Here is a 14,959-nt window from a genome sequence, read left to right on the forward strand (position 1 = left end):
ACTTATGTAAGAGTTGAAGTTATTTGCGTATAGCCAAAATAGATTGCTATTTTTTTAAACAAAAAAAATTGACCAATTCCACCTTGCCATCATTAACCCTTTAGAATGTATGTTTTTTATGCGTCACTTCACATACTTCAGAGCCGTAAAATAAGAACGCGCGTTTAGTTTTTATTCGATAGATTTCACCTATAGAACCAAGAGGTAATTGCCGCTTTATTTCCGTATCTGGATCGGGCATAGTTACTCCAACAAAAGAAAGCGCACTCAGCCGCTATGTTTTGTACGCTTTCAAAAAAGAATAGATTTAGGAGAAATAAGATTATGTTCGTTGTTATCTTTGGTCGCCCTGCATGTCCTTTCTGTGTTCGTGCAAAAGAGCACGCAGAAACGCTAAAAGCAAAACGTGATGACTTCAACTACCGTTACGTTGATATTCACGCTGAAGGTATTTCTAAAGCAGATCTTGAGAAAACTGTTGGTAAACCAGTTGAAACCGTTCCTCAGATCTTTATCGACCAAGAGCACATCGGTGGCTGCGACGAGTTCGAAGCATACGCGAAAGAGCACCTAGGTCTATTTGACGAGTAATAAAGACTGTTTTCAAAAAAGCCGCTTCATGCGGCTTTTTTATTATTTTTCAGCTGGTTATTACGTTAAGTCAACTAATGGTAAAACCTAAAAAAATTCACTTATCTTTTTGCTATATTTAGTTACAATTCACAGTTCTTAATCTTTTTTGGCACACACTCTACCGAGCCACACAGTGAACATAGACGTCGTATACCTTCTCGAGCAAAACCCTATCCTTCTAATCTTCGTCGTATTAGCCATTGGCCTTGCCATCGGAAAAATTCGATTTGGCAAATTACAACTAGGCAACTCTATTGGCGTTCTTATTACCTCTTTGGTAATGGGCCACCTTGGTTTCTCATTTAATGCAGAAGCTTTAACCATTGGCTTTATGCTGTTTATCTACTGCGTTGGCATTGAAGCTGGACCAAACTTTTTTGGTATATTCTTCAGAGATGGTAAGCATTATTTTATTTTAAGCATGACCGTTCTCGTGTCTGCGGTCAGCTTAACGTATGGCTTGAGTCACTATTTCGGCCTCGATTTTGGCTTATCCGCCGGTATGATGGCAGGCGCATTGACCGCAACGCCAGTACTGGTTGGTGCACAAGATGCTCTTAACTCTGGCCTTGCGACTATACCGCGGAATATGGAATTTTCTCTGGTATTAGAAAATCTATCCGTAGGCTACGCGATGGCTTATCTGGTCGGCTTAATTAGCATGATCATGTTTGCTAAATTGTTGCCAAAACTGCAAAAACAAAACCTTTCTGATTCCGCGCAGCAAATCGCACAAGAACGTGGCCTTGGAAATTCAAGCCAGAGAAAAGTGTATTTACCCATTATTCGAGCTTACCGAGTGGGCCCAGAGCTAATTGACTGGACTGATGGTAAAAACTTACGAGAACTGGGGATTTATCGTCAAACTGGCTGTTACATTGAACGAATCCGTCGCAATGGTATTCTCGCCCACCCAGATGGTGATGCTATCTTGCAAGAGGGAGATGAAATTGCACTGGTTGGCTTCCCTGACAGCCATGCTCGCTTAGACCCTAGCTTCCGTAATGGTAAAGAAGTATTCGACCGTAACTTGCTTGATTTGCGCATCGTTGAAGAAGAAATCGTCGTAAAAAGTGACGCTATCGCTGGTAAGCGTTTATCGGATTTGAATTTGTCTGAGTTTGGCTGTTTCTTAAACCGCGTAGTTCGCGCTCAGATTGAAATGCCTATGGACTTAGACATTGTGCTCGCTAAAGGGGACGTCCTTCAAGTGAGCGGCGAGAAAAGCCGAGTACATGGACTGGCGGAAAAAATCGGTTTCATCTCGATCCACAGTCAAATGGCCGATTTGCTCGCTTTTTGTAGCTTCTTTATTTTGGGTATTCTGTTTGGCCTCATCACAATGACGTTCGGTCAGGTGTCTTTCAGTTTGGGTAATGCGGTGGGTCTTCTGTTGTCCGGTATTACGCTTGGTTTCTTACGAGCAAATCACCCTACTTTCGGTTATGTCCCACAAGGGGCGCTGAATATGGTCAAAGATCTAGGGTTAATGTTCTTTATGGTGGGAATTGGTCTAAGTGCAGGTGGAAAGATGTTCGAGCACCTAACGCAAGTAGGACCAAAAGTCATTGGTTTGGCATTTATTGTCAGTGTTGTACCTGTAGTTCTGGCTTACTTAGTTGGCGCACACGTACTCAAGATGAACCGTGCCCTGCTCTTCGGAGCCATTATTGGCGCCCGTACTTGCGCTCCAGCTATGGATGTCGTTAACGACTACGCTAAGTCCACCATCCCTGCCCTTGGTTATGCGGGTACCTATGCGATTGCGAATATTTTAATGACGCTAGCTGGTACGATTCTGATAATACTAAGTTAATACTCACTTTGACTATGAAATACAAAAAGGCGCCCAATGAGCGCCTTTTGTTTATTGGTTATCTAGTCTGTGATTCGATTAGATTTGAATGAAGTCTGCTTCAACTGCTGGATTCACATCCGCTTCGTAATCTACGCCTTCAACGCCGAAACCAAATAGTTTCAAGAACTCTTCTTTGTACTCAACGTAGTCAGTCAGCTCTTTTAGGTTCTCAGTCGTAATTTGAGGCCATAGCTCACGACAGTGCTGCTGAATGTCGTCACGAAGTTCCCAGTCATCCAGACGTAGGCGGTTCATCTCATCAACTTCTGCCGCGCTACCGTCTTCTTTGTATAGACGTTGGCTGAACATACGGTAGATTTGTTCCATACAGCCTTCGTGTACACCTTCTTCGCGCATTTTCTTGAATACCATTGCGATGTACAGTGGCATAACAGGAATTGCAGAACTCGCCTGAGTTACAACAGATTTAAGTACCGCAACATTGGCACTACCACCTGTTGCTGCTAACTTGTCGTTTAGCGCTTTCGCTGCACGGTCTAGGTCCATTTTTGCTTTACCTAGTGCACCATCCCAATAAATTGGCCAAGTTAGCTCAGTACCAATGTAGCTGTACGCGACGGTCTTACAACCTTCAGCAAGAACACCAGCATCAGACAACGCATTGATCCAAAGTTCCCAATCTTCACCGCCCATTACAGTGACAGTGTCTTTGATTTCTTCTTCTGTTGCAGGCTCAACGCTAGCTTCGATGATCACATCTTTGTTGGTATCAACAGCCGTTGATGTGTAAGTTTCACCGATAGGTTTAAGAGATGAACGAACTAATTCACCAGTTTCTGGCATTTTACGTACTGGAGATGCCAGTGAGTAAACCACCATATCGATTTGACCTAAGTCTTCTTTGATCAGCTCGATAGTTTTCTGTTTCGCTTCATTTGAGAAAGCGTCGCCGTTTAAGCTTTTTGCGTACAGACCTTCTTCACGCGCTAGCTTTTCAAAAGCAGCGGCATTGTAAAAACCTGCTGTACCTGGCTTCTTCTCAGTACCTTCTTTTTCGAAGAAAACACCGATAGTTGATGCACCGCCACCAAATGCCGCAGCGATACGAGAAGATAGACCGTAGCCACTTGATGCACCAACAACAAGAACACGCTTAGGTGCGTTTTTGATTGGACCTTGCGCTTTGGTGTACGCAATTTGTTCTTTTACGTTAGCTTCACAACCAACAGGGTGCGTTGTAGTACAGATAAATCCACGAATTCTAGGTTTGATGATCATATTCAACTTCCTTTAAAAAACCTTGTTAGGATAAAAGTTTCGTTGGGATTTCGCATCTAATTTCTGTAAAAATGCTCTTAAAAGGCAAGTGGTTGGAGCACTATCCCACCATCCACTCCCCAAGAATACAAAAAAGCACCTCATTGAGGTGCTTTTCTTAACATTAGTTGTCTATTATGCCGCCGGATTCAACTGCGACTTTTTTGGGCTATGAGTTCGCACTTCAGAAAAGTCATGACTAAAGTGGTCAACTTGAATCGCCTTGTAGCGCAATTTATCTGCAGCCATGATTTGATCAATTTCTTGTTCAGTTAACACGCCTGCTTCAAATGCTTGCTGCAAACGATCATGTAGCAGACCTTTACGAGCCACTTTACCATCCTTCGCAGCCTTCATAAGTTTACGCTCCAAAGGTTTAATGTCGTACATTGCAAGGAATGCATTCTCCATTAAGCCTACGCTGTCATCCTCTGATTTTCCGATGTAGCACAGATGCGTGAGGCGATCACGTTGCGCGCCTGGCGTCATCATCGCTTCAGCCAAATTCACACACAGCTCATCACTTGGCTTATTGAAATGATTACCAAGCGGGAACAATAGCCCCTTAAGCACACCGCCAACGTATTTCACAGGGAAGTTGGTGTAAGCCTCATTTAATGACTTAGAAGCGTTATACAAACAGTGTTGAACAGCGTAATGAACGAAGTCTAGATCGCCTTGTTGACGGCCTTCATCTTCATACTTTTTCAAGGCAGCAGATGCCATGTATAGATAGCTTAATCCATCACCCAAACGTGCGGAGATCATTTCTTTACGCTTCAAGTCTCCACCTAAGGTTAACATCGCAAAGTCTGCACTTACTGCAAGTGCACGACTGAGACGAGTAATGTCTTTGTAGTATTGCTGCGTTGGGCCACTCATGTGCGCGTTAACAAATCGAGAACCAGTTAGTGCTGCACCAAATGCACCGAATGTATTACCGAGCGCGTGCTTGATGTGTTTAAAGAGTAAGTTGTCAAATTCTTTCGCACCTTGTTCAGAATCTGGATTCGCCGCTGCTTCCATTTCTTTTAGAACATATGGGTGACATCGAGTCGCACCTTGACCAAAAATCATCAGGTTACGAGTCAGAATATTCGCGCCTTCAACGGTGATAGCAACCGGGATACCAAGGTAATGTTTAGCAAGATAGTTCATTGGGCCATCTTGAATCGCACGACCCGCATGGATATCAAACGAATCATTTAGAATGGTACGCGCGATTTCCGTCATGTGGTACTTGGCAATCGCGGTTACAATCCCAGGTTTTTCTTTCATATCGAGAGAAGTCGTCGTTAGCGTACGCGTCGCTTCTAGTAGGTAAGTAAGACCACCAATGCGCCCCATTGCTTCTGCAACACCTTCAAACTTACCGATCGACATTCCAAACTGTTTACGCACGTAAGCATAAGCACCTGTTGTACGTGTAGTAAGGTGACCAATCGCTGTGCCAAGCGCTGGAAGAGAGATACCACGACCAGCAGAAAGACACTCAACCAGCATACGCCAACCTTTACCTGCGTAATCAGCGCCACCGATCAACCAGTCCATAGGGATGAAGACATCTTCACCACGAGTTGGGCCATTCATGAACGCAGACCCCAGAGGATCATGGCGCTCGCCTATCTCGACACCTTCATGGTCAGCGGGAATCAACGCACATGTAATGCCAACCTCTTTCTTGTCTCCAAGTAGCCCTTCAGGATCCTGCAGTTTAAATGCTAACCCGAGCACTGTCGCAACTGGCGCAAGCGTGATGTAGCGTTTATTCCAACTAACTCGCACGCCAAGCACTTCTTTGCCTTCATGGGTGCCGTAACAAACCACGCCTTGATCAGGTATGCCACCTGCATCAGAACCCGCTTCAGGGCCAGTTAGGGCGAAACAAGGGATGTCTGTACCATCAGCTAAACGAGGCAACCAGTAATCTTTTTGCTCTTGCGTACCATAGTGCGATAGCAGCTCACCAGGGCCAAGAGAGTTCGGTACCATTACCGATACCGCGGTACTGATACTTCGAGTCGCAATACGAGAAACAATGGTTGAGTTCGCCAAAGCGGAAAATTCACGACCACCATATGCTTTCGAGATGATCAAAGAGAAAAATCGCTCTTTACGTAGGTACTCCCATACTTCAGGCGGTAAATCCCTGTCTTCTTTGACAATCTTCTGGTCATCAAGCATTTCTAGCAGGGTTTCAAGCTCATTATCCATAAATGACTGCTCTTCTGCCGTCAGTGTAGGCGTTGGATAATGATGCAATGTTGTGAAGTTTGGCTTGCCTGAGAATAGTTCGGCATCCCACCATACACTACCCGCTTCCATCGCCTCTTTCTCGGTGCTAGACAGAGGTGGCAATACTTTTTTGAACACTTTAAAAGCCGGGTCACTAATCCATTTTCTTCGTAGAGAGCTCATAGTTCAGATCCTTTTGTTCACGTAACCGCTCGGGGTATAATCTTATTATTGGTTTAACTTTCTTATTTGTCTTATGCCAACTGCTTTGCTGACATTCCTGCTGACAAATATGGAATCAGTAAATCGACGACAGATTTCACATCGACTTCCTTTTCAAACTTACTTTCTGCCAGCTCCGAAAGAGCCTGGCTTGAAGCCATCGTAAATACACAGGTTCCTAACGTGAAGTGCAATCGCCAAAACAACTGTTCTTCACATAGTTCCGGGTTCGCCTTCATTATCGAGAAAGTGAAAAGGTTCAGTACCTCTTCGTATCTGGTGGTAATGAACCAGCGTAGATGACCTTGAACGTCTGTATAACCGCGGCCAATTAACAACATAAATAGCGCAGTACCATTTGGGCGTACATCGTTTAATGTACGTAAAGGTAATCGCAATGACTCAAAGACATCGTCCATGTTGTAGCTATCGTGCGTGTTTAACTCAATTAATGAAGTCTTAATGCTCGGCATTAGTGCTTCTAAATACCTATCTAAAACCGCTCTAACCAGCGTTTTTTTATCGCCAAAGTGATAGTTTACCGATGCTAAGTTAACGTTAGCTTTACCTGTTATCGTTCTTAGCGAAGTATCATTAAAGCCATGTTCAGCAAAGAGTCCTTCTGCGACATCGAGTATTTTTTCTTTTGTTGATGTTCTCGGGGCCATTTTAATCACTCGTATTAAACAACTGTTTGAAAATATACTCCCGAAACTTCAGATTAACAAATGATTAACATCACACTTTAACCAATTGGTCTGACCAGACAATAAAAGGTGTGATCTAATCTTTTGAAATTCAATCGAATACTCCAGTGAAGCTTGTCAGAAGAAAACGATCAAACTTCTCAGTCCATCGCAATTGAAATGCTAACAATAGCCTTGGCGGCTTGGAGTGAGCGACGAGAGTATGAAATACATCTTCGGTTCTAGGGGAGATAAAATGAGAAACACAGAAGTTAGTAACTTCGCCAAGTTGGTAATCCATCTCGATTTTTCTATTACTTTCGGGTGTGTAAGAAGCTAGAAAGCATTAAGTAGAAATTTTTTGAAAAAAAATGGAACTGTTTGGAAAAGGCTCGGTCTGAATATACGTAACAGTTAGGGCATTTGAAGTTTCACTGGCCGTCAAACTTGTTTCCATCTAATTGTTACGTTGCTGCTTTTTTCTTATTAACTCCTATGTTTGTATCCGCCCAGTCAAATTTTCGGCTGGGCTTTTTTTCGCCTATAGATTTACCAAACGCCCCTTTCGATGATTTGCCCCGACTCCATAAGCTAGACCTTAGTTGGTCACAAAAGTAACCACCCTGAAGTAGTTGATGTGCCAATCTGCAGACATAAAAAAGCCTCCCGAATGGGAGGCTTTACTAAACAGTGTGTATCTTACGCTTGCGCTTTCTTAGGCAAAGAAAAGTGCAGTAACGCGTAGCCAAGTAACGCGGCTGTCGTCGAGCCCATTAAGATACCTAGTCGAGCATAGGTATCAAACTCAGGGCTTACATTTCCAAACGCTAAAGAGGAAATGAATATAGACATTGTAAAACCGATACCACACAACACAGATACCGCAAAGATATGCTTGAAGTTAATGCCTTCCGGTAGCTTAGCTACACCCATTTTCACAGCAGCCCAACTAAAGGTGAAGATACCTAGAGGCTTACCAACCAGTAGCCCCAAAGCAATACCTAATGGCAGCATTGAAGTTAGGCCTGACATCGATACGCCTTCTAGCGAAATCCCCGCATTTGCAAATGCGAATAGAGGTAAGATACCAAATGCCACGTATGGATGAAGTGCATGCTCCATGTGCTTAAGTGGGGAATGTTCGCCCTGTTTACCCTTAAGAGGAATAGCAAAGCCGATCACTACGCCTGCAAGTGTTGCGTGAACACCAGATTTAAGTACCGCAAACCATAAGATCGCGCCGACTATCATGTATGGCGTCAGTTTCGTTACTTCCTTCGCATTCAACATGAACAGGACACCAGTCATGATGAAGCCAACAAGCAGCGCCATGCTAGAAAGATCACCTGTGTAAAACAGTGCAATAATAACAACCACGCCTAAATCGTCGATGATAGCGAGAGCTAACAAAAACACTTTAAGGCTTACTGGTACGCGCTTACCTAGTAGCGCCATGATACCTAGAGCAAATGCAATATCCGTCGCAGCTGGAATGGCCCAGCCAGAAACCGCCTCTGGGTCGTTAGCATTAAACGCAACGTAAATAAGAGCAGGGGCTAACATACCACCAACCGCTGCAATCGCAGGGAAAATTGCGGTTTCTTTTGATTTTAGCGCTCCTTCAAGTAGCTCTCGCTTCACTTCAAGGCCAATAAGTAAGAAGAAAACAGCCATTAGGCCATCATTAATCCAGTGAGAAACTGACATACCGAATACATAAGTATGCAGTACAGATTGATAAGTTTCGCCCAGCGGTGAGTTAGCAATAGTCATCGCAATTGCCGCTGCAATTACGAGAAGAATACCACCTGCTGATTCCATTTTGAAAAAGTCACGAATGACATCGTTCATGGTTTCGTCCTTATATTTATTATCTTAATAAACGATTAACAAAGAGTGATAAGAGTGTATAGCTGTCGAAAACTTTAGAATAATCGCTTCTTCAGAGTATAAACTTCGGTTTTTTCGATGTTAAGTTTACTATACATCGTATTTTCCAACATGACACTCAATTTTGATCGGAGATCGTATTTGTACTTGTCGCACCAAATATTTATCAAGATGATGAGAAAATCAGCATAACACGGCTTGTACCATCATGATAACCCCGTACTTTTGAGAAAAAGCTAGGAAGCTTCGCGCACTAAAAAACCACCCGTAGGGGGTGGTTTTCTTCACAACTCAATAGCCTGTCAGCTGCATAAAGCCCCAAGCCTCATTGGAGCCGGAAGCTAAAGTAGGCCCTTCCCAGTAAGGTATTACAAAGGGTAGCCACATATCTGACTTGATAATGCGGGTAGTCAAATTAATTTGATGCTTCGGAATATTGATAATCCATTGCAAAGGTAACCTTTTTCCATTGGATAAACTGGTCACTTGCATTGGTTTAATACTGATATCATCGTCTGAGAGGTTGATGACTTTACCTGAGCGTGTCGACAACGTGCCAAACACGTGCGGTGTTTGCCCATGGTGACGATAACGGCTAACAGTTAATGCTCGACCATCATCTAAATTGAAAACAAACCAATCCCAGCCTTGTTGCCCCTCACCAATTAAGCCGCTGCCCCACTCTTTTTGCGCCCAAGCAGAACCCGTCACTAAGAATCGCTTACCATTTAAGCTTAAGCTGCCTTTTACTTTTAAAAATGGAGCACTGAAGCTGAAAGAAGCAACAGATTGCAACGCATGTTTAACTTGGAAACCTTTGTCTCCATTCACGACAAAGGGGCCGTTTGTCATGGTATTGAGCTCAAGTCCAAACGTATCAGTATTCACATTCAAGTTACCCGGGAAAGGCGTCGCACCGAGTGATCGCCAAGTCCAATTATCAATCCATAACCTGAAAGGACGATTGATCATACCAGCTTGGCCTATCCCACCTCTAGCTACCCGTTGCTCTTTCCATACATGCGAGCCATGACTGACGACAACATGTGAAATGTACAATTGAGGGTTCTGCCAACCGCTGGTTTCTCGCTCGTCCGTCGCAACCCTGAAATAGCTCCATTGAACATTGTAGATCTTGCCTTGCTCATCTTTTAGTTTCGCAAAGTAGTGCCACCATTCATGCTGATACTCGGGATGAAAGCGAAAGTCTGAGGGTAAAGAGACATGCTCATTAGGTAGTACAGGCTCGAAAATCGTTTGATTTTCACGCGTTAAGATAGAATCAAGTTCGCTTTCTCGTGTTGCTGTCGCCTCTAACCAAAAAGTTGAGTAAAAAGCAGCCCCAGTCAGAAAAGCGAACGTAACAACAATGAGCGTTGAAACCAACAAGCGTTTTTTAGAGCCCATTTTTTTCATTACAACGCGTCCCTTAATGACTTCATCGGTGTACTTTTGATCATTCTAATAACTGGCAATGCGCCAGCAACCATGATGGCAAGCATCGCCCAAGCAATGGTTTGAGCATACTCCCATGGAATCGTTTGAAGCTCTAGAGACCAGCCAAATGATTGCTTAATGATAATATCAACGATCAAATGTGCGAGCGCCAAGCCGAGCGGCACTGCAATAATCGCAGAAATGGCTCCGAAGACGAATAGCTGCAAACCACCTAATACGACAAGTTCTTTTCCGGACACACCCATGCACCTTAATAAGGAAAAATGCCGCTGCCGTGAAAGCTCTCCTGCCAACGTCGCAAAGAATAAACCAAACACGGCAATAATCAGCGTGATATTGCCCAAGGTTCCCGCTATCGCAAAGGTATGATCAAACACTCTCATTGCTTGGCTATAAATATTGCCGTTATCAAACACACGATCTTGCGGGAGACGGAATACATTCTCTAAGCGATTTTTCAGCCCTTCTCCATTGACGTTATCTTTTAATACTACGCCAAGACCAACATTACCCGTACCTGCAAATGCATACAGCCAATTCCGGTGCGACATCATCACCTGGTTATATGGGTTTCCATAATCGTAGTAAACGCCTACGACTTGCCAATCACCACCAAGCGGTTCTTGCAAGTTAATGAAATCGCCAGGGCGGATATCCAGCTTCAAGGCCATCGACTCGCTGACCATTAAGCTCTTGGTAGCGTGCAGTTGATACCAGTAATTTGGGACACCTAACTTGACGGTAAGTGAGTCTAGCTCACCTTCAGAAGAGCCCGTACTCACAACTTGCAGAGCACCATGCTCGGTCGGCATATCTTTTTCCCAGCGCCACCAAACCGAGTTCACCTCAGGTTGATTCTGGAGCCATGCGCTCATCCTAGCGGCTGAATTGTTGGTCGGATAGATGTACACATCAGCGGCTAATCGCTGATTTAGCCACTTATCGGTTGTATCTCGAAAGCTTCCGACCATTGTTTCTACACCAATGTTTGCCGCCAGCGCTAACATAAACGCCATCGTAGCCACACCGCGATAGCTCATGCTGGCTGCTGCATCAGCAAAAAACCAACGGACACGAACCCATCGCATGGTATAAGAAAAACTTTGGAACATATGCCACATAATAAATGGCATAAACAACGCCACACTAACCAACATCAGCGCAATAATAGCAAAGCCGGTTTCTTGTGTTTTCGGCGCCTGATATACCGCTATTGCAGCGACACAAAACGCACATGCCGCAAGCGCCTGCCAAGAGAACTCTCTTCCAGCAAATCGCATTAGCGACAGTCGAGAAGAAAGGCGGATTGGTTGTGACTTCAACAAACGGATTAATGGCCACAGACACGATATCAACGCACCCATCGCTGCCATGATTAGACTGTATAAGCTAGATTGCCATGACCATCCTATGGTTAAGCCTACGTTGGCATCATACAAATCACTCAGGCTCGAAGACACTGCTGGGATAAGTTCATTTGCTAAGATCAAGCCAAAAAAGTTACCACACGCCCACGCAATAAAGACGAGCAAAGACAACTCTAGTAATAAAGCTTGCGCTAACTGTGTTCCGTTAACACCAGTCTGTCTCAAAATACCTACCAAACGTTGTCGCTGGATGAAAGACAGAGACATCGCTTGATAAAAAATAAACAACCCGACCAAAAACGACAGCATTCCCATCGCGGTGAGATTCATATGGAATGCGTTAGTTAGCGACTCAAGCTCTGTACGCGTATTCCTAACGAGCGTCATTCCGTTTGGCAGCATGTTTTTCAGTGCTATTAGCTTTTCCTCTGGCATTTCACCACAAGAAATCGCAGACAAACCTGAGCTCCGCTTGAGCATACGCAACAACGATATATCAGTAACCAGCCGAGTACCCGAAAGCATCTTGTCCTTATCTACTTGAATAGGCCCAAGACGGCTTCCGTCATTCATCTCAATGAAGTCCCCATCCTGCCAACTCATGTAAGCGGCCAAATCTTGACTAACAAGAATAGGATAAGGAGGCTTCATTAGAGATAAAACAGGCATCTCACCTAGCGATTTTCCTTGTTGTAGTGGGATCATCGCGACAGGATCTATCCCCACCAACATCAGGCTCATATCGGTCTTGGCATCTAGATGAAGCACGTCAAACGGTGCACATTGGTTGAACCCAGCTCGACGTAACTGAATATAGAAACCTTGAGGAATTTTATTGGCAGAGTGCTTCGTTCGGATTCGGTATGGCAAAGGATTGGAGAAAAGCTTTTCCCCAGTAGCATAACTTTGTTTTGCATGCTGGTTGATAGAAGTAACACCAACAAGGAGGGACACGCCTAAAGTTAATCCCAGCCAGACAAGAATAATTTGTAGAGGGTAACGACGGTAATGACCGAGTAGTGCCTTAACTACGGGCCATAACATGTAGCTGCCCTCCTTGAAGTCGAATCTTTCCTTCCATATGGGCGGCCACTTTTTCACTGTGCGTCACTAACAGCAAAGTACACTCCAGTTGGCGAGCGAGACTCGTTAGTAAGCGCATTACGGCTTCTGCGTTTCGCTCGTCTAGGCTACCAGTTGGCTCATCAGCAAGCAGGATTTTTGGCTCCATATAGAGTGCACGAGCAATCGCCGCACGTTGTTGCTGACCACCAGACGCCTCTTCCGGATAACGTCCTAGCAATGGCATTAAGTCCAAAGCAGAAAGAATTTGACGCCACAACTCTTTATCTTCCGGCAGACCTTTTAACTGACGACAAAAACGAATATTGTCGGCAATATTAAGTGTAGGAAGCAGGTTGAATTGTTGGAAGATATTCCCAATATTGTTGCGGCGATAAAGGGTTCTTAAATGCTCCGGTGCTTCATGCATAGCAAAATTTGGAAACTGCACTTCACCAGAGTCAGCAGTATCTAATCCGGCGATTAAATTCAGCAGAGTACTTTTACCCGAACCACTTTCTCCCATCAGAGCAACTTGGTCGCCTTGCTGCAATGTTAATTCTGCCCCTTGTAATACAGGGTGAAACTCTCCCCCGTCTACATAGCCTTTACATAGGTCTGACAGTTTTAACATTGATTATGCCGCTCGGATGGTGTTTAAAAATTGGGATCAGAATCTACACTAAAATCCTGTTAGTAGAAAGTATTTTGAATGCTTGATCACACTATGGAAGTACAAATGCAACTCGATTCACTTTCTGTTGCTAATTTTGTTGACGTTTTGAGCAGATTTTTGCAGCCAAAATAAACTCTGTTCCTCCTTACTGGCCAATCAGGTTTTTCATCCATTTTCGGCTAACCATTCTTGGCAAGCAAATCGCCCACTTCACAACTTCTTCCGTCAAAAAGAGTAAGTAAACCCATTGTGGGTCCCAATTGAGATAAATCGCTGCAAATGCTGCGAGTGGAATCCCGATCACCCACTGCGCCAAGATGTCTTGATACAAACAAAACTTAACATCACCGCCCGCGCGTAATACACCAACAATCGCCATCATCGGCACCGAGCGTAACACGACACCCAACGCTAGAATCACCATAAACTGTTCAGCTAGCTCGCGAGTGTCTGTTGTCAGTGCACTAAACGCATTAAGGATCCATTGATTTGACACTATCAACAAGATGGCGACCACAAATGCGATAAGCACATTCAAAATGACCGTAGCCCATGCTTGATAATAAACGGGTTCAAAATTACGAGCGCCGAGCTGGTTCCCGACTAGAACTGCAGCCGCATTCGATAAGCCAATCATCATCGCCAATGCGATCGACTCAACAGGTGTCATTACGGAAAGTGCCGCCAAACCTTGTACGCCTGCTTGCCCCATGATGGCGTGATAAGCAAACAGCCCACCAGCCCACGCCAAGAAGTTAAATGTGGTTGGCAAAGAGAGGCTCAAGAAACGCGTAATTTTATCTAAGACCAATCCTGCGCGTATATCATCCCAACCAAATGCGATTATGTGTTTTTTCAACCATAGATAACCAAACAAGCAACCTACTTCGATCGCGCCACTGATTACCGTTGCGATCGCTGCTCCCGTAATACCCAGAGCAGGAAAGCCTAATTGACCAAAAATTAAAACCCAGTTAAGAAAAACATTAGATAAAATGCCTATACCACTAAAAAAAGTGCTTAGGCCTGGTTGGTGCATCGCCCTTAGGCCCACCGACATACTGGCCACACATGCAACAGCAAACATGCTAACCGACGAAATAATGAGATAGCTGGCCCCTAATTCAATCACTTCTTGTGAATCGGTAGTCAAACTCATGATGGGCTGTGGAAAAACAACAAACAAAGCAACAGCAATCGCAGCAAACATCATTGCGATCATCCATGTTAAAGCGGTGCTGCGACGCACCCCAACTTTATCGCCAGCCCCCCAATATTGAGCGGTTAACAACGCACCGCCCGTTGTCACCCCAACTAACATGATGGTGGTGACGAAAGTCGCGCGCGCAGCAACTCCAACAGCGGCAATTTCAGCTTCACCAAGTTGACCAAGCATAAGAACATCGACGAGGCTTCTGCTAGAAAACATCATGCTTTGCAGTGTAATTGGTAACGCGATTGCAAATAAACGACGTAAGAATGCTTTATCTGCGTGTATTGAGAGTTGAGAAAGAAAAGTCACAAGCGCTCCAACGACAACTTATTGATAGAATGGGGAAAGTGTCTCATGATTATACTCTGTGGTGTTTATTCC

Annotated in this window: 10 protein-coding genes; 2 read left to right on the top strand and 8 right to left on the bottom strand. The window is 44.4% G+C overall.

What is annotated here, in order from left to right; genetic code table 11:
- Positions 1-324 precede the first annotated feature (324 nt).
- Together R8O70_RS08510 and R8O70_RS08515 are read left to right on the top strand one after the other, a co-directional pair.
- Complete coding sequence (locus R8O70_RS08510) at positions 325-591, top strand: GrxA family glutaredoxin (protein WP_005378026.1); 267 nt, start codon at positions 325-327, stop codon at positions 589-591.
- Positions 592-766: 175 nt separating this feature from the next.
- Complete coding sequence (locus R8O70_RS08515; RefSeq protein ID WP_005378028.1) at positions 767-2,449, top strand: aspartate:alanine antiporter; 1,683 nt, start codon at positions 767-769, stop codon at positions 2,447-2,449.
- A 78-nt stretch (positions 2,450-2,527) separates the two neighbouring features.
- Here R8O70_RS08515 and fabV read toward each other — a convergent pair whose 3' ends face one another.
- From fabV to R8O70_RS08555, 8 genes are all read right to left on the bottom strand, one after another.
- Positions 2,528-3,730: an enoyl-ACP reductase FabV gene (fabV, locus tag R8O70_RS08520; protein WP_005388648.1), complete on the bottom strand. Its 1,203-nt coding sequence runs from the start codon at positions 3,728-3,730 to the stop codon at positions 2,528-2,530.
- 174 nt (positions 3,731-3,904) lie between these two features.
- Positions 3,905-6,187 (bottom strand): acyl-CoA dehydrogenase, encoded by a 2,283-nt coding sequence (locus R8O70_RS08525; RefSeq protein WP_017634878.1) that lies wholly within the window; start codon positions 6,185-6,187, stop codon positions 3,905-3,907.
- Positions 6,188-6,258: 71 nt separating this feature from the next.
- Positions 6,259-6,894 (bottom strand): TetR/AcrR family transcriptional regulator, encoded by a 636-nt coding sequence (locus R8O70_RS08530; protein ID WP_258623542.1) that lies wholly within the window; start codon positions 6,892-6,894, stop codon positions 6,259-6,261.
- Between the two features lie 717 nt (positions 6,895-7,611).
- Positions 7,612-8,763 carry a Na+/H+ antiporter NhaA gene (gene nhaA, locus R8O70_RS08535; protein ID WP_005378034.1) on the bottom strand — a complete coding sequence of 384 codons (1,152 nt, stop codon included), beginning with the start codon at positions 8,761-8,763 and terminating at the stop codon, positions 7,612-7,614.
- Between the two features lie 330 nt (positions 8,764-9,093).
- Positions 9,094-10,218 carry a lipocalin-like domain-containing protein gene (locus R8O70_RS08540; protein WP_318184142.1) on the bottom strand — a complete coding sequence of 375 codons (1,125 nt, stop codon included), beginning with the start codon at positions 10,216-10,218 and terminating at the stop codon, positions 9,094-9,096.
- Complete coding sequence (locus R8O70_RS08545; RefSeq protein ID WP_005378038.1) at positions 10,218-12,671, bottom strand: ABC transporter permease; 2,454 nt, start codon at positions 12,669-12,671, stop codon at positions 10,218-10,220. Before R8O70_RS08545 ends, R8O70_RS08540 begins: the two co-directional genes overlap by 1 nt.
- A complete protein-coding gene (locus R8O70_RS08550) occupies positions 12,652-13,323 on the bottom strand; it encodes an ABC transporter ATP-binding protein (protein ID WP_005378040.1) in 672 nt (223 codons plus the stop codon). The genes R8O70_RS08545 and R8O70_RS08550 overlap by 20 nt, the downstream gene beginning before the upstream one ends.
- Before the next feature lie 187 nt (positions 13,324-13,510).
- Entirely contained in the window at positions 13,511-14,887 is a 1,377-nt protein-coding gene (locus tag R8O70_RS08555) for an MATE family efflux transporter (RefSeq protein WP_104979009.1), read from the bottom strand.
- Positions 14,888-14,959: the final 72 nt, after the last annotated feature.

Origin of the sequence: Vibrio sp. 779(2023), from assembly GCF_033344285.1 — a bacterium.
Classification (GTDB): domain Bacteria; phylum Pseudomonadota; class Gammaproteobacteria; order Enterobacterales; family Vibrionaceae; genus Vibrio; species Vibrio alginolyticus.